We start from the raw sequence: 21,215 nt of genomic DNA, 5'->3' as shown, positions 1-21,215 counted from the left end.
CCCAGGCCGCCAGCATGGCCTGCGGCGCGCGCCTAGATTGCGGCTGTTTGCTGCCTTGCGGGCACCATGAAAAGATCGTAAACACGCTCTTAGAACGTCACGCCCGCGCAGAGGATGACGTTGGCATACGGCGTGCACTCGCCCGTGCGCACCACGGCCCGGGCCTCGCGCGTGAGGCGCTTGAATTCTTCGTGGGAGAGCGCCTGCGGCGCCACGGGCAGCGCGGCGGCCCAGGCGGGCAGCGCGCCGCCCGCGCGCTCCACGGCCTCGGTGGCGACGAGGGCGCGCTCCACCTGCATCTCGGAGAGCACGGCGCGCAGCACGTCGGCCACCGCCGGCAGGCCCGGCGTGACGGCGAGGTCGATGCGCTGCGGCCCGGGCGGGATGGGCAGGCCGGCATCGCCGATCACCAGCATGTCGCCATGGCCCAGCGTGGCGATGGCGTGGGAGAGTTCGGCGTGCAGCAGGGCGGTGCGTTTCATGGCAGGCGGCTCCAGTCGGGGGGCAGGGGGCTCGCGGCGACTTCGGCGCGCGAGGGAATGGAGGGCTGCGCGCCCGGGCGGGTCACGCACAGCGTGGCGGCGCGGATGCCGGTCTGCACGGCCAGGTCCAGCGATTCGCCGCGCGCCAGCGCCACGGTGAGCGCGCCCAGGAAGGTGTCGCCCGCGGCGGTGGTGTCCACGGCCTCCACGCGCAGGCCGGGGTGGTGGCGGCAGCCGTCGCCGTCGCAGGCCACGGCCCCGGCGGCGCCGAGCGTGACGACCACGCGGCGCGGGCCGCGCGCGCGCAGCAGCCGCGCGGCGTGCGCGGCGTCTTCCGGCGTCTCGACGTCGCAGCCCGCGAACAGCGCGGCCTCGACCTCGTTGGTGACGAGCGTGTCCACCAGTGTCCAGAGCGTGTCGGGCATGGGCTGCATGGGCGAGGGGTTCAGCACCACGGGGCTGCCGGCCTGCCGCGCCTGCCGGGCGGCGGCTTCCACCTGCGCGAGCGGCACCTCGAACTGCAGCAGCAGGCTGCTCGCCCCGCGCAGCGCGGCGCCCAGGGCCTCGGGGTCCACGCCGAATTGGCCGTTCGCGCCGGCCACCACGACGATGCGGTTCTGTCCCGCGGCGTCCACCGTGATGCCGGCCACGCCCGTGGGCGCGCGGGCGTCGGTCTGCACGCCGGCATGGCCGATGCCGTCGGCCTCCAGCGCCGCGCGCAGCGCCTGGCCGTGCGCGTCGTCGCCCACGCGGCCCAGCAACTGCACGTGGGCGCCCTGCCGGGCGCAGGCCACGGCCTGGTTGCCGCCCTTGCCGCCCGGGATGTGGCTCAGCGATTCGCCCATGACGGTTTCGCCGGCGCCGGGCGCGCGCGCCACGCGCAGCACGATGTCCATGTTGAGGCTGCCCACCACGGCGATGCGTGGCGCGGCGGCGGGGGCGGCCGTGGAGGCGGGGGGGGCGGTGGCGGGTCGGTCGGTCATGCGGGAGTCGATGGGAGAGGGCGGCCGTCCGGTGCGGCCGTGGAGGGGGGCGGCGCCAGCGTCGCGGTGGATGCGCGCAGGCGCAGGTCGGGCTGCAGCAGCACCTGGCGGCGCTCGCGCCGCTGGCCGTCGATGCGTTCGAGCAGCATGTCCACCGCGAGCGCGCCCAGCAGCTGCTTGGGCTGGGCCACGGTGGTGAGCGGCGGGCTGGTGAAGGCCGCGAGTTCGATGTCGTCGAAGCCCACGATGGACAGCGACTCGGGCACGCGCAGGCCGCGCTCGTGCGCGGCGCACAGCGCGCCCATGGCCATGAGGTCGTTGCCCACGAAGACGGCCGTGGGCGGCCGGGGCGCGGCCAGCACGGCGTGCATGGCCTCGTAGCCGCCCTGGCTGGTGAAGTCGCCGTGCCACAGCAGCCCCTCGGACGAGGCGCCGGCCTCCGCGAGCGCGTCGCGCCAGCCGGCGATGCGCTGCTCGCTGGGCGCGAGGCCCTGCGGGCCGCCGATGCAGGCGATGCGCCGGTGGCCCAGCCACAGCAGGTGCTGCGTGGCGAGCACGCCGCCCTGGCGGTGCGCGGTCTTCACGAGGTCGCAGGGCTGCTCGGGCACCTCGATCTCGCGGTCCACGAGCACGGTGGGTATGCCCAGGCCTTCGAGCTGCCGCGCGAGCGTGGGGTCCTGCCCGGTGGAGACCACGATCAGCCCGTCGATGCGGCGCTCGGCCAGCACCTGCAGGTACGAGCCCTGGCGGTGCGGCTCGTCGTGCGTGTTGCAGAGGATGAGGTTGTAGCCCGCGCCGAAGCAGCGGTCCTCCACGCTGTGCACCACCTCCGCGAAGTAGGGATTGGAGCTGTTGGGGATCAGCATGCCCAGCGTGCGCGTGTGGTTGCTCTTGAGGCTGCGCGCGATCGCGCTGGGCACGTAGCCCAGGTCGCGGATGGCCGCCTCCACGCGGCCGCGCCCCTCGTCGCTCACGTGCCGCGTGCCGTTGAGCACGTGCGAGACGGTGGTGACGGAGACGCCCGCCTGCCGGGCCACGTCCTTGATGGTCGCCATGCTCGGGGCGCCGGCGTCAGGCCGCCGCGCGGCGCTGCCGCAGCGTATCGACGATGACGGCGGCCACGATCACGCAGCCGGTGATGATGCGCTTGCTCGGCTCGCTCGCGCCGATCTGCGCGAGGCCGGCCTCCAGCACCGCGATGATGAGCACGCCGAAGGCCGTGGTGACCACCGAGCCGCGCCCGCCCATGAGGCTGGTGCCGCCGATCACCACGGCGGCGATCACCTGCAGCTCCATGCCGGAGCCGGCGTTGGGGTCGGCCGCCTCCAGCCGCGCCGACTGCATCAGGCCCGCGAGGCCCGCGAGCAGGCCGGTGAGCGCGAACACGGCGATGCGGATGGGGCGCGGGTCCACGCCCGCGAGGCGCATGGCCTCCTCGTTGGTGCCGATGCCTACCATGCAGCGGCCGAACACCGTGCGCGAGAGCACGAGCTGCGCCGCCACCACGATGAGCAGCGCGATGCCGAAGGCCGTCGACACGCCGGCCACCACGGGCGCGGCCAGCCACGCGATGGCGTCGCCCACGTACTGCGTGCGCGAGTCGGTCACCAGGTAGGCGCTGCCGCGCACCGCCTCCAGCATGCCCAGCGACACGATGAAGGACGGCAGCCGCCACGCCACCGAGATGGCGCCCGTGACCGTGCCGCACACGAGCCCCGTGGCCAGCGCCAGCGCGGCGGCGGCCGGCACGCTCCAGCCCCACTGCAGGATGGCGGCGGCTGAGGTGGCGGCCGACAGGGCCATCACCGAGCCCACCGAGAGGTCGATGCCCGCGATGATGAGCACGAAGGTCATGCCCACGGCCATCACGGCCAGCGCCGGGATCTCGTTGGCGATGGTGACGAAGGTCTCGGCGCTCCAGAAGTACTCGGAGAGCGCGGAGAAGAGCGCCACCATGCCGGCCAGCACGGCGGCCAGGCCCAGGTAGGTGCCGAGCTGCGTGCGCCAGAGCGGCGTGGCCGGCGCGGAGGGGGTGGGGGTCGGGTGGGCGGTCATGCGGATGCGCTGGAGGGGTGGGCGGGATCGGGAGCGGAGGAGGGGGCGGGGGTGTTCCGGGCCTCGGAGAATGCGGCGGCCAGCAGCGACTGCTCGGTCCATTCGCCGCGCTCGAACACGCGCACCAGCCGGCCGCCGCTCATCACGCCGATGCGGTCGGCCATGGCCATCAGCTCGCGCAGGTCGGACGACACCATGAGCAGCGCCCGGCCTCCGGCGGCCATGCGGTCGAGTTCGGCATAGAGGTCGGCGCGCGCGCCCACGTCCACGCCGCGCGTGGGCTCGTCGAGCATCAACACGCGGCCGTCGCGGTGCAGCCAGCGGGCGAACACCACCTTCTGCTGGTTGCCGCCCGAGAGTTGGCCCACGGGCTGCTCCGGGCCGCGGCAGCGCACGCGCAGCGTGCGGATGAAGCCCTGCACCACGGCGCTCTCGTGCGCGCGGCGCAGCCAGCCGGCGCGCGAGACGGCGGCAAGGTCCGACAGCGTGGCGTTCACCCGGATGGGCTGGGTGAGCAGCAGGCCCTGCGACTTGCGGTCCTCGCTCACCAGGCCGACGCCGGCCGCGATGGCCGCCAGCGGCGAGCGGAAGCCGCGCGGGTAGGTGCGCTCCTGCGCGCCGCCGGAGGGTGTGTTTGCTATGCTTTTAGTAGCTGAATCTTCAATGGATACAGCGACGTGGGGCTTGCCGGGCGGTAAATCGCCCGCCAGCGCCACGCTGCCGCGGTCCGCGCGGTCGGCGCCGAAGAGCAGGCGCAGCAGCTCGGTGCGGCCCGAGCCCACGAGGCCCGCGATGCCGAACACCTCGCCCGCGTGCAGCGCGAGGCTCACGTCCTGCACGGCGGTGCCGCGGCCGATGCCGTCCACCCGCATCACCACCGGGCCGGCCGTGCGGCGCGGCCGGTGCTCCAGGTCGCTCACGGCGCGGCCCACCATGCGCTGCACGAGGTCGGCCTCGGAGAGCCCGGCCATGGGGCGCGCGTCCACCAGCGCGCCGTCGCGCAGCACGGCCACGCGGTCGGCGATGCGGCGCAGCTCCTCCAGCCGGTGGGAGACGTAGATGACGGCCACGCCGCGCGCCGTGAGCCGCGCGATCTGCTCGAAGAGGTCGTTCGTCTCGCGCGGCGTGAGCATGGCCGTGGGCTCGTCGAGCACCAGGATGCGCGTGTCGTCCTGCAGGTTGCGGGCGATCTCCACCATCTGCTGCTGGCCCAGCCCCAGCCGCGCCACGGGCGTGGCCGGATCGAGGTCCGCGAGGCCGATGCGGGCGAGCTGCGCGCGCGCCGCGTCGTGCAGCGCGCGCCGGCGCAGCCAGCCCAGGCGGTGTGGCAGCCGGCCCATGAGCAGGTTCTCGGCCACGGTGAGCGTGGGCACCAGGCCCAGCTCCTGCATCACCATGCGCACGCCCTGGCGCTCGGCGTCGCGGCGCGAGGCGGGCGCGTAGGGCTCGCCCGCCAGCCGCAGGGTGCCGTGCGTGGCGGGCTCCAGCCCGCAGAGGATCTTGGAGAGCGTGCTCTTGCCCGCGCCGTTCTCGCCCGTGAGCGCGAGCACCTCGCCGGCGTGCAGCGACAGCGTCACGCCGTGCAGCACGGTGGTGGCGTGGTAGTCCTTGCCCACGTCCACCATTTCGAGCAGGGGGGCACAGGCGGCGGTGCGCGGAGGTTGATCGGCCACGGTGGGGGAGCCCGTAAAGTGGGCCGCGCCCGGGATGGGGCGCGGCGGGGGTTGCGGGAGGGGGAGGGCGGCAGGCAGGCCGCCCGGCGCGGGTGGCTTACTTGCCGGCGCCCTTGGTGACCAGCACCACCTCGGTCTTCACCTCGGTGGGCAACTGGGCCTGCGGCGTCTTGGCGGCCAGCGCCTTCAGCGCCATCTCGATGCCGAACACGGCCTGCTTGGCGGCGTACTGGTCGGCCGTGGCGAGCACGCGGCCATCGGCCAGCATGGGCTTGATGGCGTTGATGTTGTCGTAGCCCACCACCTGCACCTTGCCGGTCTTGCCGGCGGCCTTCACGGCGGCCACGGCGCCCAGCGCCATGCTGTCGTTGCCCGCCAGCAGCGCCGCGAGGTCGGGGTGCTCGCGCAGCATGCCGGCGGCCACGGTGTTGCCCTTCTCGATCTCCCACTGGCCGGACTGCACGCCCACCACGGTGATGCCGGCCGCCTTCATCGCGTCCTGGAAGCCCAGCGTGCGCTGCTGCGCGTTGAACGTGGTGGACACGCCCTCGACGATGCCCACCTTGTCGCCCGCCTTGAGCGACTTGGCGAGGTAGTCGCCCACCAGCTTGGCGCCCAGGCGGTTGTCCGGGCCCACGAAGGGCACGTTCAGGGCCTTTTCCTTGAGCGCGTCGGCATCCAGGCGGTTGTCGATGTTGACCACCAGGATGCCCTTGTCCACGGCGGCCTTCACGGCGGGCACCAGGGCCTTGGAGTCGGCCGGCGCGAGCACGATGGCGCTCACCTTCTGGGCCACGGCCTGCTCGATCATCTTGATCTGCGCGGCGGTGTCGGTCTCGTTCTTGATGCCGTTGGCGATGAGGGTGTACTCGCCCGCATGGGCCTTTTGGTGCGCCTTGGCGCCGTCCTCCATCGTGCGGAAGAACTCGTTGGCGAGCGACTTCATCACGAGCGCGATCTTGGGCTTGTCCTGCGCCAGCGCGGGCTGGGCGAGGAGGCCGCCGGCGAGGGCCAGCGCGGCGGCGGTCTGCAGGGTACGGCGGGTCAAGGGCATGGTGTCTCCTGGCTTGTTGGAACGGGAAAAGAATAAGCGTGGCGGCAGGGCCGCACCGGTCGCTCCGGTCCCTGGCGCGGCCGCTATGGTAAACAAAGAAAACGTTTGCGCAAACGTTTGCGCCCCGGAGTCCATGGGCTTTCCGGCAGGCCGGCGTGACTGCGCGGGCGGGAGGTATTTACATGTCGACGCAAAAAAGGGCGTGGCCGGGGGATCGGGCGCGGCGGCCGGGCGCGACGGGTTGCGGGCCCCGGTGAATCCAGCGGCCGCCAGGGGCGCACCCGGCATTTCCCGCCAGGGCCGGCCCTGGCCGCACGGCGGCGGTGGGGGCTGGCGTGGAACACGGCGCCCCGCGCCACCGCGCGGGCTGCCGCGCCGCTCCCGCCGTCAGGGCTGCAGGCCCAGGTCGTTGATGCCGCAGCCGGGCCGCCCGCCCGCGGCGAACACCGCGCCACGGCTGTTCAGGCAGGCGCCCGCGAAGTCCACGCGAAAGGCGTTCAGGTACATCCGGCCCGCCACCATGCCCGCGCGGCTCACGGTGAGCCGCTCGATCCGGTAGGTGCCGTTGGGCGGGCCCGCCATGCCGCTGTTGCAGGCCACCTGGCCTTCGGACTGGAGCCCTCCCCCCACCAGCCGGTAGGTGCCGGTGAAGTCGCACACCGCCGTGCCGGTGTTGATGTACTTCATCGTGAACACGCCGTTTTCCGCCTTGATGTTGAGCGTCAGCGGGACGATGGCGCCCACGAACTGGTCGAAATTGCCGTACACCGCGAATTCGTTGTTGAAACGGATCGGGTACTCCTCGTAGTGGAAGCGCGAGATGCGGCGCGGCACGTCGCCGGGCAGGGTCACGGTGCCGGTGGTGGCGGAGTCGAAGGTGATCTGGACCGGGCCGGTCCGGTGCTGGCGGCCCGTTCGCCGTTGCTGCCCGTTCCCCCGGAGCCGATCGCGGGGCCATTGCGGAATTCCTCCAGCGTCCCCTGGAACGACGAGGAATCCACGGCCCGCAGCCCGCTCGCCTGGAGGAAGACGGCGCTCCCGTCGCTCCGGTACCCGAGGTAGGAGACGATCATCGCGCGGCCATTCTGCATGTCGATCTGCAGGCTGCGGCCGGGCTTGCCGTTCATCTCTCCGTCGAAGGCCCACATGCCGGGCTCGGGTTCGATCGGGGGGATGAACACGGTCTGCGCCAGCGCGGGCACTGCCACTGCCGTGGCGCCGGCGAGCATGCATGCGGCGAGCAGCGTGCTGGAGAAAGAATGGAATCGGATCGCCTTGCGGGCCATGAGAGCCTCCCTGGTGGTGTTGGACAGCCCGCCACTAGAGCATGGAAGCCAGGCCGTGCGAACCCGAAAGAGGTGGGGTAGGCGCCCGGGCGCAGGGTCGGCCCTGCAGGGAAGGGGCGCCGGGGGCTGCTCAGTGCGGGCTGGCCGCGCGCAGCTCGCGCCGCAGGATCTTGCCCACGTTGGTCTTGGGCAGCGCGTCGCGGAACTCGATGTGGCCCGGGCGCTTGTAGCCCGTCAGGTGCTCGTGGCAGTGGCGGGCCACGGCCTCCTCGGTGAGCGTGGGGTCGCTGCGCACGATGAACACCTTGATGGCCTCGCCCTGCTTCTCGTCGGGCACGCCGATGGCGGCGCATTCGAGCACCCCCGGGCACAGCGAGATGACCTGCTCCAGCTCGTTGGGGAACACGTTGAAGCCGCTCACCAGGATCATGTCCTTCTTGCGGTCGATGATGCGCGTGTGGCCGTGTTCGTCCATCACGCCGATGTCGCCGGTGCGCAGGAAGCCGTCGGCCGTGAACGCGCGGGCGTTCTCCTCGGGCTGCTGGTAGTAGCCGGCCATCACGTTGGGGCCGCGGATGCAGATCTCGCCCGCCTGGCCCATCGGCAGGCTCTGGCCCGCGTCGTCCTTGATGGCGATGTCGATGCCCGGCAGGGGCAGGCCGATGCTGCCCGTGAACTCGGTGTTGTCCACGGGGTTGTTGGTGCCGATGGCGCAGGTCTCGCTCATGCCCCAGCCCTCGATCATGGTGCTGCCCGTCACCTTCTGCCACTGGCGCGCCGTGCCCTCGGAGGCCGCCATGCCGCCGGCCTGCGTCACGCACAGGTGCGAGAAGTCGAGCGCGCGGAACTGCGGGTTCTGCAGCAGCGCGTTGAAGAGCGTGTTCACCGCCGGCAGCATGTGGAAGGGCCGTTTCGCGAGCACGGCCACGAGCTTGGGGATGTCGCGCGGATTGGGGACCAGCGTGAGGTGCGATCCCTGCCGGATGGCCAGCAGGCACAGCGTGAGCGCGAAGATGTGGTAGAGCGGCAGCGCCGCGATGCTGTTGGTGTGCCGCACGTCGCCGGTGCGCGCGAGCGCGGGCGTGAACCAGGCCTCGGCCTGCAGCGTGGCCGCCACGATGTTGCGGTGCGTGAGCACCGCGCCCTTCGAGAGGCCCGTGGTGCCGCCCGTGTACTGCAGGAACGCGGTGGAGTCGAGCGTGGCCGTGCTGGGCGCGAGCGTGAGCCGCGCGCCCTCGGCCAGGGCCCGGGGGAGGGTCGTCACGCTCCGCCCGCCCGACAGCGGCAGGTCGTAGGCCGGCACCATCCTCGCGAGGTGGCGCACCGCGAACGTGATCCAGCGGCCGTGCAGGGGCCCGAGCAGGTCGCCCAGCGCCGTGAGCACCACGTGCCGCACGGCGGTGCGCTCCACCACCTCGGAGAGCGTGCGCGCGAAGTTCTCCAGGATCACGATGGCCTCGGCGCCCGAGTCCCGGAGCTGGTGCTCCAGCTCGCGCGGGGTGTAGAGCGGGTTCACGTTCACGCAGGTGTAGCCCGCGCGCAGCACGGCGGCCATGGTCACGGCGAACTGCGGCACGTTGGGCAGCATGATCGCCACGCGCGCGCCCGGCTCCAGGCCCCGGGACTGCAGCCAGGCGCCCAGCCGCGCGCTCAGCTGGTCGAGCTCGGCGTAGTCCATCCACCGCTCCATGCAGACCGAGAACGGATGGGCCGCGTGGCGGCGCATCGATTCTTCCAGCAGATGGGCCACCGAGCGGTAGCGCGCGGGATCGACCTCGTGCGCGACGCCGGGGGGATAGTTCTTCAGCCAGATCCGGTCCATGGAAGGTTCCTTTCACGTTCCGCCGGGTGGCGGGTGGAGGGCGGTGGGTGCAGAGCGTTCGGGGCGGAGGAAACAAATCGCGAAAGCCGCCGCCGATTGTGGAAAGTGCCGCGCCGCTGTCCAGCGGGTCACCCCCAGGGGCAGGAGTGTGCCGCGGGCTTTGCGTCTCCTGCGTGACATGATCGCGGGGGTGTTTTTCCACGAAAGAGAGGCGCACCTTGACCAACGCACGGTGGTTGCAATGGATGGTGGCGGGGCAGATCGCCCTCGCGGCGGGCTGGCTGGCCTGGCTCTGGCCGGTCTCGCCCGCGTGGGCGGTGGCCGGCGCGCTGGCGTGGATGCTGGGGCCGCGCCTCTGGCTGGGCCTGCAGTTCGTCTTCATGGCGCGGCACAACCGCGCGGAGCCCCTGCCCCGACCCACCCTGGGCCAGGTGCTGCGCGCATGGCGCGCGGAGACGCGCTGGGCGAGCTGGGTGTTCGGCTGGTGGCAGCCTTTCCGGCATGCCGCCGTGCCCGACTGGCTGCCGCAGCCGGCACCCGGCGCGGCGGCGCCGCGCGGCGTGGTGCTGGTGCACGGCTTCCTGTGCAACCGGGGCTTCTGGACGCCCTGGTTCGCGCCGCTGCGCCGGCGCGGCCATGCGTTCGTGGCCGTCACGCTGGAGCCGCCCTTCGGCGCCATCGACGGCTATGCCGCCACCATCGATGCCGCCGTGCGCCGCGTGGCCGAGGCCACGGGACGCCCGCCGGTGGTGGTCGGCCACAGCATGGGCGGCCTGGCCGTGCGCGCGTGGCTGAACGGCTGCGGCGATGCGGGCCACGCGCGGGTGCACCGCGTGGTCACGCTCGGCTCGCCGCACGCGGGCACCTGGGCCGCGCGGTTCAGCCGCGCGGAGAACGGCGTGCAGATGGTGCCGGGCCACCCGTGGCTGGGCGCCCTCGCGCGGGCCGAGACGCCCGCGCTGCGCGCGCGCTTCACCTGCTTTCACTCCAACTGCGACAACGTGGTGTATCCCGCCACCACGGCGATGCTGGAGGGCGCGGACAACCGCTTCGTGCTCGGCGTGGCCCACGTGGAGATGGCGTTCCACCCGGCCGTGGTGGAGGCGTGCCTGGAGATCCTCCAGGCGCCGTGAGGCCGCCCCGGCCCCCGTGATCGGTGAATCAGGCCGTCGCTGCGCGCCGGGCTTCCGGGTGCTGCAGCAGCGCCCCCGAGCGGGCCGCCAGCAGCGCCTCCGCCGAGGCCCGCGCGGTGCGCAGCGTCGGGGCGTGGGCTTGGCGGGAGAGCAGGCTGCCCTCGACCCGCGACGGGTAGGGCGCCGTCAGGCGCTGCGCGAAGCTGCCGGGCGGGGTGAGGACCGAGGCCGGGGCGGCCTCGCGCAGGGCACGCAGCGGCGTGCCCGCGAGCACGCCGAGGTTCGCGCGGGGCGCCATCGAGGACGCGCCCGAGGTGCGCCGCTCGACGCCCGGCAGCGTGGGTTCGGTGGAGGAGGGGCGCCCGCGCTTGACGGGCGCGACGCGCGCCACGCCCCCCGCGAGGGCATCCGACGTGAGCCCCGTCAGGGGGCGCAGCGACGAGGTGACTCGGGAAACACTGGTCATGGATCGCTTCCTTTCGGGGTGCGTGGACGCTGGCCGGCGGTCACGCCGCCGGCGCGGCCTGGGAGGATTGGGAAGAGCGGCGCGCGTTGAAATCCTCGGAGCCGATGCCCGTGTTCTTGCCGTACGCCGGGTCCACAACGGAGACTTTGCTCATGACATCGCCGCCCAGGAGCTTGTAGAGCCGCTTGATCCCGGCCGGCGCGGTGCTGAAATCGTCGGGCAGCGCCAGCCGGTCCTGGTACTTTTCCTGGAACGCGGCCATGTGGTCCGAGCTGCCCCGGGCCTTTTTCAATTCCAGGGCGATCTCGCGCATGCCCTCTTCGGCGGCTTTCCCGCCACCGAAACTGTCCGCGAGCTTCTGGCGCCCTTCCGCGGGGTCCATGCCCATCACGTCCACGGGCGGATGGCTGGGCGCGGTCGGGCGCGCGGCCGATGCCGCCTCGGTGGCCGGCGCCTGGGGGGGATGGTCCGGTGCGGGGGGCGGGGCGGCGGTTTGCGCCGCCTGCGGCGGTGGAGGGGCCGCCGCAGCGGGCGGCGCCGTGGGTGCGGCCGCCGGTGGCATGGCGGTGGGCGGCCTCTGGGGACGCGGGGCCTGGCTGGCGGTGTGCTGTTCCGAGAGCCGCTGGAAGTTGGCCCCCGCCTTCTCGAACAAGGCGCTCAAGGTCCGGATCTTGGCAGTGAACTCCGGCGACAAGCGCGGGAAGGTGTTTACGAATTTCAGCAGCCCGGCGCTCACGTCCTTCATTTGCTGGGCTGCCTGCCTGGTGAAGTCAGGGTTGGACAGCAGTTTCTTCGCGAGCAATTGCGCGGCATGGCGGGCCGCCAGGAGCTTGGCGCCGTTCAGCGCGGACTGCCGGCCCGGTGCGGCGGACGTTTGCGTGCCGAACGCCTGCCAGGCCGGCACGCGCCCCGAGGCCGCGGGCGACTGGAACCGGGGCGGCAGGCGGGAATGGCGGTCGATGGTTTCGGAGGGCGTTCCGTGCATTCCCGCAGGGGGCGGCATGGCCGGGCGCCGCAGCCGATCGGCCTGGCCAGGGTCCATGCGGTGCGATGCCCGCTGCGGGCCCTGCGGTGTTTCCGGGGTGGGGCTGTTCGCCGAGGGGCCGCCGGGTGCATGGTGGGAAGGAATACGGGTCGAGACGCGTTGCATGGCAGGGCTCCAGAGGGCAATTTCGCCCTGGCCGGGCCGAGGATGCATTCGGCGCAGCAGGGGCGGTACGCCATGCTCCAGGGACCCGGCGCCTTCCGGCGCACGCCGCGCGAAGCGGCGTCGCCGGGTGCGAAGTGCCGGGCTCAATCCGGCACAACCCGGTACGACCCGGCAGGCGGCTCAGGCCGCCACGGTCTCGCGCTCGTCGGCCGCGAACTCGGCCTGGCCGCGCAGGCGCTCATAGACCGGCGCGAAGTCGGGCTCGGTCATCGCGAAGAGCTGCTCGAAGCTGTCGATCACGAAGTACGTCTGCTGGTAGGTGTCGATCTTGTAGCGCGTGCGCATGGTGCGCTCCAGGCGCAGCGGCAGGCGCTGCGGCTCGGGGCTGCGCACCGCGTATTCCAGCTCGCCCGAGGAGCTGAGGATGCCCGCGCCGTACGCGCGCAGGCCGCCGGGCTCGCGGATCAGGCCGAACTCGATCGTGTACCAGTAGAGGCGCGAGAGCATCTCGCAGGCGCCGAGCCGGTGCGCCTTCAGTCCGCCCTGGCCATAGCGCTGCACGTAGTCGGCGAACACCGGGTTGAAGAGCAGCGGCACATGGCCGAAGAGGTCGTGGAAGATGTCCGGCTCGACGATGTAGTCGAACTCTTCGGGCGTGCGGATCCAGTCCGTCACCGGAAACTTGCGGTTGGCGAGCAGCGTGAAGAACGGCACCTCGGGGATCAGGCCCGGCACGCCCACGATCTCCCAGCCGGTGGCGCGCTGCAGTCGCTCGTTGATCTCCTCGAAGCGCGGGATGCGGTCGCTCGCGCCCAGCGAGGGCAGGGCGGCGATGAAGGCATCGCTCGCGCGGCCGGGCAGCAGCGCCGACTGGCGTTCGTAGAGCCGGCGGTAGGTGTCGTGGTCCTGCGGCGTGTAGGCCGCGTAGTCCTGCGGGCAGGTGTAGTCGGTGCCGGCGCGGGCGTAGTCGCCGCGCGGCGGGCGGTCGGATTGTCCGTAGACGACGGGGGCTTGTCCCATGGCATGTCTCCTTTTTCGCAGTGCGCGGGACTGCCCATGCCAGGGCCGGCCCGCGGTCAGTCCATCTTGATCTTGGCGGCCTTGATCAGAAAGCCGTACTTGCTGTGCTCGGTGCGCACGAACTGGCCGAACGCGTCGAGCGTGAGGTCTTCCGCGTCGATGCCCATCTTCCCGAGCTTCTCGGCGCTGGCGGGCGCGCGCAGGGCGCCGGCGAAGGCGCCGGCGTACTTGCGGGCGGCGGCATCGGGCAGGGCGGCCGGGGCGAACAGGCCGAACCACGTCACCACGTTGAAGCCCGGCACCTCGTCGTTGATGCTGCGCACGTCGGGCAGTTCGTCGTCGCGGCCCAGGGTCGTCACGCCCAGCGCCTTGAGCTTGCCGGCCTTGATGAGCGGCAGCGACGAGGCGAGGTTGTCGAAGACGAAGGCCACCTCGCGCGCCTGCAGCGCCTTCAGCGCCGGGGCCGAGCCCTGGAAGGGCACGTGCGCCACGCGCGTGTTGGTGAGCGACTTGAACATCTCGGCCGCGATGTGGCCGATGCTGCCGTTGCCGCCCGAGCCGTACTTGAGCTGGTCGGGGTGCTTCTTGAGGTACTGCACCAGATCGGCGGTCGTGGAGATGTTCAGGGCCTTGGCCTGGTCGGCGCCCATCACGAGCACGTTGGGCGTGCGCGCGACGAGCACGATGGGCTTGAAGTCGCGCAACGGGTCGTAGGGGAAGTTCTTGTAGAGCCAGGGGTTCACCGCGTGCGTGGCCACCGCGCCCATCAGCAGCAGGTTGGCGTCCTTGGGCGCCTTGGCCACCAGGTCGGCGCCGGTGTTGCCGCCGGCCCCGGGCTTGTTCTGCACCTCGATCGGGCCCAGCGCCCCCCGCGCCCCTTCGGCCAGGATGCGCGCGGACGTGTCCAGCGGACCGCCGGCCGGGTAGGGCACGACGATCGTGAGGGGCGCCGAGGCATTCTGGGCCTGCGCGGCGAACGCCGCGCCAGCCATGACGGTGGCCAAAAGGTAACTGCGACGCAACATGGGTGTCTCTCTCCAGGCGGGTTGGGAGGGCGCAGTATAGAGACGGGTGTTGCAGCGCAGCAGTTGGTTACATCAATCGACCGGCGCTTGGCTTTAGTCGCCTTGAAGAACCCCGCGGCGCATCTGGTCGAGTTCGATGCTCTCGAACAGCGCCTTGAAGTTGCCGTTGCCGAAGCCGTCGTCGCCCTTGCGCTGGATGAACTCGAAGAAGATCGGCCCGAGCTGGTTCTCGCTGAAGATCTGCAGCAGGATCGCGTCCTTCTTGCCGTCGATCAGGATCTTGCGCTTGTGCAGCTCGGCCACGCTCTCGCCGTGGCCGGGGATGCGCTTGTCCACCAGCTCGTAGTAGGTGTCGATGGTGTCCAGCAGGCGCACGTCGCTGGCGCGCAGCCGGTCCACCGTGGCGTAGAGGTCGTCCGAGCCCATGGCGATGTGCTGGATGCCCTCGCCGTTGTACATGTCCAGGTATTCCTGGATCTGGCCGGCCTTCTCCTTGCCCTCTTCGTTGATCGGGATGCGGATCTTGCCGCAGGGGCTGGTCATGGCCTTGCTCTTGACGCCCGTGACCTGGCCCTCGATGTCGAAGTACTTGATCTCGCGGAAGTTGAACAGGCGCTCGTAGAAGCCGGCCCATTCGACCATGCGGCCCCGGTGCACGTTGTGCGTGAGGTGGTCGATGTAGGTCAGGCCGTGGCCCTGGGGGTTGAGCGCCTCCTCGGCGCTCATGCCCGGCAGCGGCTCGAAATCGACGTCGAAGAAGCCGATGTTGCCGATGTCGCCCAGCTTCGCGCCGTTCTTGCCGCGCCAGCGGTCCACCAGATAGATCAGGCTGTCGCCGACGCCCTTGATGGCGGGGATGTTCAGCTCGCCCGGGCCGGCCGAGCCGGCATAGCCCCAGGCGCCCAGGCCCAGCGCGCGCTCGTAGGCGGCCTTGGCATCGTGCACGCGGAAGGCGATGGCGCACACGCTGGGCCCGTGCAGCCGCGCGAAGCGCTGCGCGAAGCTGTCGGGCTCGGCGTTGATGATGAAATTGATCTCGCCCTGGCGGTAGAGCGTCACGTTCTTGTGGCGGTGGCGCGCCACGGGCCGGAAGCCCATGCCCTCGAAGACGCGGCCCATGGCCTGCGGATCGGGCGCGGCGAACTCGATGAACTCGAAGCCGTCCGTGCCCATGGGGTTCTCCCAGGCGGTGGTTTCCTGCGTGGCGTGCTGTGGCAGAGGGGCGTTCATGGCGGTGTGTCTCCGTGAGGGGGATGGCGGGTGTCTCGCACCCATGGCGCCACTGTAGGTGCCCAGGCGGTCAGCTTTCCGGCAAAACCCGGGTTGAATGGCTGGGGAATTGCAAGAAAATTGCGAATCATCAAAGCAATGTGCATGACATGCGCGCTAAAGCAATCATTCGCGCTGGCGGCCGGCATGCACGGGAGACATTCCATGACCGAGAGCCCGGTGCTCGACAAACTCGACCGCGCGATCCTGCGCCGCCTGCAGGACAACGGCCGCGAAATCTACGACGTGATCGGCGAGGCCGTGGGCCTCTCGCCCAGCGCGGTGCTGCGGCGCGTGAAGCGCCTGGAGGAAACCGGCGTCATCGCGCGCTACGTCGCCCTGGTGCCGCCCGAGGCCGTGGGCCTGGGGCTCACGGCCTACCTCAACGTGCGCCTCGAAAAGCACACCGAGAGCCACAAGCGCAACCCCATGGACCTCTTCCGCGCCAGCGTGCAGACCTGGCCCGAGGTGGTGGAATGCGCCGCCCTCACCGGCGAGATGGACTACCTGCTGCGCGTGGTGGTGGCCGATATGGCCCACTACAGCCGCTTCATCATGGACACCCTGCTCAAGCACCCCAGCGTGCAGGATTGCAAGACCAGCTTCGTGCTCGACCGGGTGAAGGTCACTACGGCCGTGCCGGTGTGACACCTTGGCGACACCTGGATTGCTATGGAAAACATAGCTGAAGGCATAGATTTTCCGGCGACATGGAGGCCTTTTGGCATGAAACCTCCGGCCCGGAGCCCGCGTGGCCGCCAGCCAACGGCCTGCCGCGAAACCTAGGGGAAACCCTAGAATTTTGCGCATGCCCGCCCCCGCCACCGACTCCCCGGCCCCGCCGCGCCACGCGCCCCGGCGCGGCGCGCCCGTCGTGGTGCCGATCCGCTCGCTCGGCCCCGAGCACCGGGGGCGCATAGCCGTGCACCTGCTGCGCCTCGCCGCCGCCGACCGCTACCTGCGCTTCGGCTATGCCGCCTCGGACGAGCAGGTGCTGCGCTACGTGCAGCAGCTCGATTTCGTGCGCGACGAGGTGTTCGGCATCTACAACCGCCGGCTCGAACTCATCGCCGTGGCGCACCTGGCCTATGCCAGCGCGCCCGAGCACCGCGCCTGCGCGGAGTTCGGCGTCTCGGTGCTGGAGCAGGCGCGGGGCCGGGGCTTCGGCGGCCGGCTCTTCGAGCGGGCCGTGATGCATGCGCGCAACCGGGGCGTGCAGATGGTGTTCATCCACGCGCTCAGCGAGAACACCGCCATGCTGAAGATCGCCCGCCACGCCGGGGCCGTGGTGCGCCGCGACGGCTCCGAATCCGAGGCCTACCTCGAACTGCCGCCCGCCGGCTTCAACTCGCGCATGGCCCAGAAGGTGGCCAACCAGATCGCCGAGGTGGACTACCAGCTCAAGCGCCAGGCCCGCCAGTTCCGCGCCTTCCTCGCGGGCATGCAGGCCGCGCGCGGCGGCCCCCCGCCGCCCGCCTGAGCGCCGGGGCGCGCGCCTGCGGGCCCGGCGCCGGTTGTTCCGCGGCCGCGCCCCCGGGGCCGGCCGCGCCGGTATCGGGGGGCGCCACGTGCACCTCGACCTCCAGGCCCGCCGTGCCCACCCGGGCGGCGATCCGCCAGCGGTGGGCCGAGGCGATCTCCTGGCAGATCGACAGGCCCAGGCCCGCGCCGTCGTCGCGCCGCGCCGCGCCGCGCCAGAAGCGGTCGAAGATCCTCGGCAACTGCGCGGCCGGCACGCCCGGGCCCTGGTCCGCGACCACCATCCCCGAGGGCGAGGCCGAGAGCCGCACCACGCCGCCCACGGGGCTGTGCTGGATCGCGTTCTCCAGCAGGTTCTTCAGCAGGGTGAACAGGGCGCCCCGGTCGGCCTGCCATTGCAGGGGCCCGTCGCCCAGGCGCAGATCGATGTGGACGGTGTGGCGGCGCGCGACGCGGTCCATGTAGTCGGCCACCTCGCGGATCGTCGGGCGCGGGTCGATGCATTCGATCTTGTAGTTGTGCAGCTCGCTGGCCTCCGCCAGGTGCAGCAGCTGCTGCACCTGCCGCGCCATCCGGTCCACGTCCTTGAGCAGATCGGGGGCGCTGGGCCCCTGGGGCTCCAGCTCCACCTGGGCCCGGATCAGCGCCAGCGGCGTCTTCAGCTCGTGCGCGGCGCTGGCCAGGAACTCCTGCTGCGTCTGGAAGCCGTGCTGCAGCCGGTCCAGGGCCGTGTTGAAGGCGGCCACGAGGGGCTGGATCTCCGTGGGCAGGCCGCGCTCGTGCAGCCGGGCCTCCAGGGTGCGCGGCGTGATGCGCCGTGCCTCCGCGGAGGCGGCGCGCAGCGGCGCCAGCATGCGCTTGAGCGTGAAATGCGTGGTGACCATGAAGACCGCCAGGAACACGAGGCAGCTCAGCACGATGCCCCGCTGCAGGGCCGGCATGCCGATGCTCTCGTGCATGAGCAGCACGAGGCGGTCGCTGGTGGCGAACTGCACGTACCAGACCTGGCCGCGGTGCTCCAGCGGGGCGGTCGCCGCGTGCATGGTGACCCCCTCGCGCACCAGGGTGAACGCCGCCCGCGACGGGTCGAAACCCTGCCCGTCGGGCGCCAGCGGGCCCTCCCGCTCGCCGGGCGGATAGACCACCTGCCCCTGCGCATCCAGGATCCGCAGCACCAGCTCGCCCCGCAGGCTCGTGAGGATCCAGGGCTCGATCTTGGTCTCGTCCAGGCCCGTGGGCCGCCCCGCAGCGTCGAAGCGGATGTGCTCGGTGATCCCGGCGGCATTGTCCGCCACGATGTTTTGCAGCAGGTAGCGGGACAGCGGCGTGGCGAGCATGAAGACGCACAGGCCGACGAGCGCCGCGCTCAGCACCATGCCCACCGCGTAGGTGGCGAGCAGGCGCATGCGCAGGCTAGCCGGCCAGCGCGGTTTCCCGAAGGACATAGCCATGGGTCCTGACATTCACGATCTGGAGGGTGGACTCCACCGCCACCAGCTTGCGGCGCAGCCGGTGGAGGGCGACGTCCAGCGCGTTCGGCGTGACGGCCTCGCCCATGCCCCACGCGACCGCCTCGAGCGCCGAGCGGCGGACCGTGCGGCCCTCCTGCCGCACCAGGCACAGCATGATCTGCATTTCGGCGGGGGCCAGGGTGATCTGCTCGTCCCGGCACACGAGCAGGCCGTGCTCGGGCTGCAGATGGATGTCTCCGAACGAAGGCTGCAGGCTTTGGAGGATGGCGGGGCGCCGCAGCAGCGCCCGCACCCGTGCGATGAATTCTTCCATGGGAAAAGGCTTGGTGAGGTAGTCGTCCGCGCCGGATTCCAGGCCCTCGACGCGGTCGTGCAGGGCATCGCGGGCCGTCAGGATGAGGCAGGGCGTGGCCTTGCCGGCCGCGCGCAGGCGCTTGACGAGGGAGAGGCCGTCGCCGTCGGGCAGCCCCCGGTCGATGACGGCGGCGCGGTAGTCGATGTCGCGCATCGCCATCCAGGCGCCTTCCATGTCGTGGAAGACATCGGCCCCGATGCCAGCGGCATGCAGGGCGCCGTGGATGAGGTGGGCCAGCCGTGCATGGTCTTCCACGAGGGCGATGCGGCTCATGCTCAGAAGCGGTAGAGGTAGCCCACCGTCACGCGGGAGAGGCTGGAGCGGTCCACGACGGGGCTGCGCTTGATCTCGTCGGGCAGGCGGGTGCTGCTGACGTCGAGGAACACGGACTGGCGGGGCATCAGCGCGTAGTCCATCCGCACGCCGAACGACATGGCCATCGCCGACTCGCCCGTGTACTGGGGCCGGCCCGGCAGCGCCTCGCTGGAGCGCACCCCGAAGTAGTAATCGACGTACTTGGCGTCGAGCCACTGCGCCTGCACGCGCGGCGTCACGGCCAGGCGGTTCCAGGTGAAGCGGCGGTCCAGTTGCAGCTGCATCTTCTGCCCCTTGCTGTTGCCCGAGAGGTCCGCCAGCACCTGGGCGGAGACGTTGGCGATCGGGTTGCTCCAGGTGACCCCGGCGCCGCCCCAGAAGCTGTCCTTGCGCTCTTCCATGCCGCGCAGGCGGGGCGAGTCCTTGGCCTCGTAGCCCTCGATGTCGTATTGCAGCTTCAGCCCGAACGATACCGCGTTCGACGGGCCGAATTCCTTGCGCCCGAGCTTCAGCTCCGCGCCGGAGCCGATCACGCGCACCCACGAATTCTCGTAGTAGATCAGCGGGATGGCGGAGGTCTTGCTTCCCGCCTCGGCATAGGGGCGCTGCCGGGAGCTGACGCCCAGGCCCAGCCCCCAGCCGGACGGGGAGGCTGCGGCCTCCGAAGCCTGCTGCGCGCCGGCGCTGGAAGGCGATGCGGACTGGGCGAAGGCCTGCGCCCCGGCGGTGGCGACGGCGAGGGCGGCCAGCGCGCCGCGCATGCGGGCGGGCGAGAGCACGGAGGGGGCGGAAGAAGGGAGGTAAGCCTTGGTCATGGATCGGCAGTGGTTGATTGGGAGCCGGATGCTCGGCCGTATCCACTTACCGGCGACTTACTGGTGGGGTGGCCCCTGGGGGCTTGCCGCGGCGGCGGGAGGGTGGAGAGAGGGCGCCGCCGCGGTGCTACCCGCTGCAAGCGTGGTGGCTGCGGGCTTGGGGGGGAGGCCGACCCCTGCATACCTGTCTGTCCGTCTGCGGGAGGGGTATAGGGATGAAATGGGCGGAATGTCGCCGTATTTTCTGAGGAGTTTGCTATGTTTCTAGTAGCGATACTGGGTGCATCGCTCCAGTCGCCGTTGGTGGCCGGAATGGAGCGGAACTTGCCCGCGGCCGGATCGGCGGTGGGGTCTTCTCCCACCAGCGCCAGGGGCGCGGCCGGGTGCTCAGACGTTTGCTATCGATTCAAAATGACAACGCGGTATCACGCTCAACCGGACCTTGAGGTGAAGTAGGCCATTGTGTTGTTGGTGAGATAGAGGCCGTTGACCTGATCGAATTTGGCGATGGCGTCTGGCCACGCGATGAAGCGGGCATGCGCCTTGGGACTGACGGTACCAGTCTTCATGTCCGTGATCGGATAGAGCTTGCTGCTGTGTTGCTTGCAAAGTTTCCAGACAGCTTTAACGAAACCGTCTGTCTCAGAGTCTTTGGCGACATCATACGAAGCAGCCATACCTCCATTCATTAGGCCATCTGGACTATAGCCAGCCTTTTTGGAATGAAGAAACTGAATTATCCCCTTGCCAAAAAAGTCCGGCTTGTATTCCTCTCTGGTAAGACTTTTGTGGATGTATTTTTCCCTATATTCGTCCAAGCTCGTGATCTTTGTGTCAATTATTGCGCAAACAGATGTTGGTGCACCGTAGCACTCATCAATAGATGGCTTAAGAATTACTTCTGGCCGAGGAATCGGGTATGCATCAACGAATCTCAAGCTGGATATTTCGTTTAGTAGGACGGATGAAAAATTCCGCTCATCGTCCTTTGTCATAAATAACTCAATGGTTGGTAGTTTTAGCGTGCTCGCCATAAAGATCCTTATCGTGTTGTCACCGTGCCGGTTGACATATTCGAAGTATCAAGAATCCCAGGGGTTAGTGCATTTCCCTTGGGGACAGTGATTACAACTGCGTTTGGATTCTGCTGAGTGATTCGTGCTGCATTATTTCATTCGCGCTGGCTCATTCCATTGACACTACCCTTGTCCACTGTCTGTACGTAGACAGTTCGCCCCTGAGCGTCTGTGAATGTCATATCAGTGTGGCTTTGTTGCACAAATCACCCCGGCCACACCGGTAGACTGAAGGCGTGACGGAAGCAAAGAGCGAGAGGCGGACCAAGTACCGCACGACGAACT

At 70.5% G+C, this 21,215-nt stretch carries 21 protein-coding genes; 3 read left to right on the top strand and 18 right to left on the bottom strand.

Features of this window, described 5'->3' with window-relative positions; translation table 11 throughout:
• Positions 1 to 89 precede the first annotated feature (89 nt).
• From rbsD to AX018_RS22470, 9 genes are all read right to left on the bottom strand, one after another.
• A complete protein-coding gene (gene rbsD / locus AX018_RS22510; protein WP_111882137.1) occupies positions 90 to 482 on the bottom strand; it encodes a D-ribose pyranase in 393 nt (130 codons plus the stop codon).
• Positions 479 to 1,465 carry a ribokinase gene (rbsK, locus tag AX018_RS22505; protein WP_111882134.1) on the bottom strand — a complete coding sequence of 329 codons (987 nt, stop codon included), beginning with the start codon at positions 1,463 to 1,465 and terminating at the stop codon, positions 479 to 481. Before rbsK ends, rbsD begins: the two co-directional genes overlap by 4 nt.
• On the bottom strand, positions 1,462 to 2,520 hold the full coding sequence (locus AX018_RS22500) for a LacI family DNA-binding transcriptional regulator (protein WP_111882132.1): 1,059 nt from the start codon (positions 2,518 to 2,520) through the stop codon (positions 1,462 to 1,464). The genes rbsK and AX018_RS22500 overlap by 4 nt, the downstream gene beginning before the upstream one ends.
• A gap of 16 nt (positions 2,521 to 2,536) precedes the next feature.
• Entirely contained in the window at positions 2,537 to 3,520 is a 984-nt protein-coding gene (locus tag AX018_RS22495) for an ABC transporter permease (protein ID WP_111882130.1), read from the bottom strand.
• Positions 3,517 to 5,145, bottom strand: coding sequence for a sugar ABC transporter ATP-binding protein (locus AX018_RS22490; protein WP_111882127.1), 1,629 nt, complete (start codon positions 5,143 to 5,145; stop codon positions 3,517 to 3,519). Before AX018_RS22490 ends, AX018_RS22495 begins: the two co-directional genes overlap by 4 nt.
• Positions 5,146 to 5,290: 145 nt before the next feature.
• Entirely contained in the window at positions 5,291 to 6,247 is a 957-nt protein-coding gene (locus tag AX018_RS22485; protein ID WP_111882125.1) for a sugar ABC transporter substrate-binding protein, read from the bottom strand.
• Positions 6,248 to 6,634: 387 nt separating this feature from the next.
• Positions 6,635 to 7,099, bottom strand: coding sequence for a hypothetical protein (locus AX018_RS22480; RefSeq protein ID WP_111882122.1), 465 nt, complete (start codon positions 7,097 to 7,099; stop codon positions 6,635 to 6,637).
• The gene (locus AX018_RS22475; protein ID WP_111882120.1) at positions 7,096 to 7,533 is read right to left on the bottom strand and encodes a hypothetical protein; all 438 of its coding nucleotides are present in this window, start codon (positions 7,531 to 7,533) and stop codon (positions 7,096 to 7,098) included. The genes AX018_RS22480 and AX018_RS22475 overlap by 4 nt, the downstream gene beginning before the upstream one ends.
• A 130-nt stretch (positions 7,534 to 7,663) precedes the next feature.
• A complete protein-coding gene (locus AX018_RS22470; protein ID WP_111882117.1) occupies positions 7,664 to 9,355 on the bottom strand; it encodes an AMP-binding protein in 1,692 nt (563 codons plus the stop codon).
• Positions 9,356 to 9,573: 218 nt separating this feature from the next.
• On the opposite strand from AX018_RS22470, the gene AX018_RS22465 reads away from it, so the two are divergent.
• Positions 9,574 to 10,488, top strand: coding sequence for an esterase/lipase family protein (locus AX018_RS22465; protein ID WP_111882114.1), 915 nt, complete (start codon positions 9,574 to 9,576; stop codon positions 10,486 to 10,488).
• A gap of 28 nt (positions 10,489 to 10,516) precedes the next feature.
• On the opposite strand, the gene AX018_RS22460 is transcribed toward AX018_RS22465, so the two are convergent.
• The 5 genes from AX018_RS22460 to hppD form a co-directional block, all read right to left on the bottom strand.
• Positions 10,517 to 10,954, bottom strand: a complete 438-nt coding sequence (locus AX018_RS22460; protein WP_146749408.1) for a hypothetical protein — start codon at positions 10,952 to 10,954, stop codon at positions 10,517 to 10,519.
• A 40-nt stretch (positions 10,955 to 10,994) separates the two neighbouring features.
• Positions 10,995 to 12,104, bottom strand: coding sequence for a hypothetical protein (locus AX018_RS22455; protein ID WP_146749407.1), 1,110 nt, complete (start codon positions 12,102 to 12,104; stop codon positions 10,995 to 10,997).
• Positions 12,105 to 12,284: 180 nt separating this feature from the next.
• Positions 12,285 to 13,124, bottom strand: coding sequence for a phenylalanine 4-monooxygenase (gene phhA, locus AX018_RS22450; RefSeq protein WP_111882107.1), 840 nt, complete (start codon positions 13,122 to 13,124; stop codon positions 12,285 to 12,287).
• Between the two features lie 56 nt (positions 13,125 to 13,180).
• Positions 13,181 to 14,149: a Bug family tripartite tricarboxylate transporter substrate binding protein gene (locus AX018_RS22445; protein WP_111882104.1), complete on the bottom strand. Its 969-nt coding sequence runs from the start codon at positions 14,147 to 14,149 to the stop codon at positions 13,181 to 13,183.
• A 93-nt stretch (positions 14,150 to 14,242) separates the two neighbouring features.
• On the bottom strand, positions 14,243 to 15,379 hold the full coding sequence (gene hppD / locus AX018_RS22440) for a 4-hydroxyphenylpyruvate dioxygenase (protein WP_111882101.1): 1,137 nt from the start codon (positions 15,377 to 15,379) through the stop codon (positions 14,243 to 14,245).
• 204 nt (positions 15,380 to 15,583) lie between these two features.
• Here hppD and AX018_RS22435 point away from each other — a divergent pair, with 204 nt between their 5' ends.
• Together AX018_RS22435 and AX018_RS22430 are read left to right on the top strand one after the other, a co-directional pair.
• Complete coding sequence (locus tag AX018_RS22435; RefSeq protein WP_111882099.1) at positions 15,584 to 16,066, top strand: Lrp/AsnC family transcriptional regulator; 483 nt, start codon at positions 15,584 to 15,586, stop codon at positions 16,064 to 16,066.
• A gap of 160 nt (positions 16,067 to 16,226) precedes the next feature.
• Complete coding sequence (locus AX018_RS22430) at positions 16,227 to 16,898, top strand: GNAT family N-acetyltransferase (RefSeq protein WP_111882096.1); 672 nt, start codon at positions 16,227 to 16,229, stop codon at positions 16,896 to 16,898.
• Here AX018_RS22430 and AX018_RS22425 read toward each other — a convergent pair.
• The 4 genes from AX018_RS22425 to AX018_RS24970 form a co-directional block, all read right to left on the bottom strand.
• Positions 16,819 to 18,342 (bottom strand): sensor histidine kinase, encoded by a 1,524-nt coding sequence (locus AX018_RS22425; protein ID WP_146749406.1) that lies wholly within the window; start codon positions 18,340 to 18,342, stop codon positions 16,819 to 16,821. The genes AX018_RS22430 and AX018_RS22425 overlap by 80 nt on opposite strands.
• Positions 18,311 to 18,997 carry a response regulator transcription factor gene (locus AX018_RS22420; protein WP_111882091.1) on the bottom strand — a complete coding sequence of 229 codons (687 nt, stop codon included), beginning with the start codon at positions 18,995 to 18,997 and terminating at the stop codon, positions 18,311 to 18,313. Before AX018_RS22420 ends, AX018_RS22425 begins: the two co-directional genes overlap by 32 nt.
• Before the next feature lie 2 nt (positions 18,998 to 18,999).
• Positions 19,000 to 19,854, bottom strand: coding sequence for a MipA/OmpV family protein (locus AX018_RS22415; RefSeq protein WP_245951791.1), 855 nt, complete (start codon positions 19,852 to 19,854; stop codon positions 19,000 to 19,002).
• A 431-nt stretch (positions 19,855 to 20,285) separates the two neighbouring features.
• Positions 20,286 to 20,888 (bottom strand): DUF8467 domain-containing protein, encoded by a 603-nt coding sequence (locus tag AX018_RS24970; protein ID WP_491895683.1) that lies wholly within the window; start codon positions 20,886 to 20,888, stop codon positions 20,286 to 20,288.
• Positions 20,889 to 21,215 lie beyond the last annotated feature (327 nt).

It is taken from the genome of Paracidovorax anthurii (assembly GCF_003269065.1).
GTDB classification, from domain to species: domain Bacteria; phylum Pseudomonadota; class Gammaproteobacteria; order Burkholderiales; family Burkholderiaceae_C; genus Paracidovorax; species Paracidovorax anthurii.
Note: the sequence above shows the minus strand (reverse complement) of the source record. Positions and strands in the feature narration are given on the sequence as shown.

Coding starts and splice junctions, on each gene's coding strand:
- rbsD (WP_111882137.1), bottom strand. CDS start 482: ATGAAACGCACCGCCCTGCTGCACGCCGAACTCTCCCACGCCATCGCC.
- AX018_RS22435 (WP_111882099.1), top strand. CDS start 15,584: ATGACCGAGAGCCCGGTGCTCGACAAACTCGACCGCGCGATCCTGCGC.
- AX018_RS24970 (WP_491895683.1), bottom strand. CDS start 20,888: ATGGCGAGCACGCTAAAACTACCAACCATTGAGTTATTTATGACAAAG.
- AX018_RS22470 (WP_111882117.1), bottom strand. CDS start 9,355: ATGGACCGGATCTGGCTGAAGAACTATCCCCCCGGCGTCGCGCACGAG.
- AX018_RS22425 (WP_146749406.1), bottom strand. CDS start 18,342: ATGTCCTTCGGGAAACCGCGCTGGCCGGCTAGCCTGCGCATGCGCCTG.
- AX018_RS22455 (WP_146749407.1), bottom strand. CDS start 12,104: ATGCAACGCGTCTCGACCCGTATTCCTTCCCACCATGCACCCGGCGGC.
- AX018_RS22415 (WP_245951791.1), bottom strand. CDS start 19,854: ATGACCAAGGCTTACCTCCCTTCTTCCGCCCCCTCCGTGCTCTCGCCC.
- AX018_RS22485 (WP_111882125.1), bottom strand. CDS start 6,247: ATGCCCTTGACCCGCCGTACCCTGCAGACCGCCGCCGCGCTGGCCCTC.
- AX018_RS22420 (WP_111882091.1), bottom strand. CDS start 18,997: ATGAGCCGCATCGCCCTCGTGGAAGACCATGCACGGCTGGCCCACCTC.
- AX018_RS22500 (WP_111882132.1), bottom strand. CDS start 2,520: ATGGCGACCATCAAGGACGTGGCCCGGCAGGCGGGCGTCTCCGTCACC.
- AX018_RS22490 (WP_111882127.1), bottom strand. CDS start 5,145: ATGGTGGACGTGGGCAAGGACTACCACGCCACCACCGTGCTGCACGGC.
- AX018_RS22495 (WP_111882130.1), bottom strand. CDS start 3,520: ATGACCGCCCACCCGACCCCCACCCCCTCCGCGCCGGCCACGCCGCTC.
- AX018_RS22430 (WP_111882096.1), top strand. CDS start 16,227: ATGCCCGCCCCCGCCACCGACTCCCCGGCCCCGCCGCGCCACGCGCCC.
- hppD (WP_111882101.1), bottom strand. CDS start 15,379: ATGAACGCCCCTCTGCCACAGCACGCCACGCAGGAAACCACCGCCTGG.
- phhA (WP_111882107.1), bottom strand. CDS start 13,124: ATGGGACAAGCCCCCGTCGTCTACGGACAATCCGACCGCCCGCCGCGC.
- AX018_RS22445 (WP_111882104.1), bottom strand. CDS start 14,149: ATGTTGCGTCGCAGTTACCTTTTGGCCACCGTCATGGCTGGCGCGGCG.
- AX018_RS22475 (WP_111882120.1), bottom strand. CDS start 7,533: ATGGCCCGCAAGGCGATCCGATTCCATTCTTTCTCCAGCACGCTGCTC.
- rbsK (WP_111882134.1), bottom strand. CDS start 1,465: ATGACCGACCGACCCGCCACCGCCCCCCCCGCCTCCACGGCCGCCCCC.
- AX018_RS22460 (WP_146749408.1), bottom strand. CDS start 10,954: ATGACCAGTGTTTCCCGAGTCACCTCGTCGCTGCGCCCCCTGACGGGG.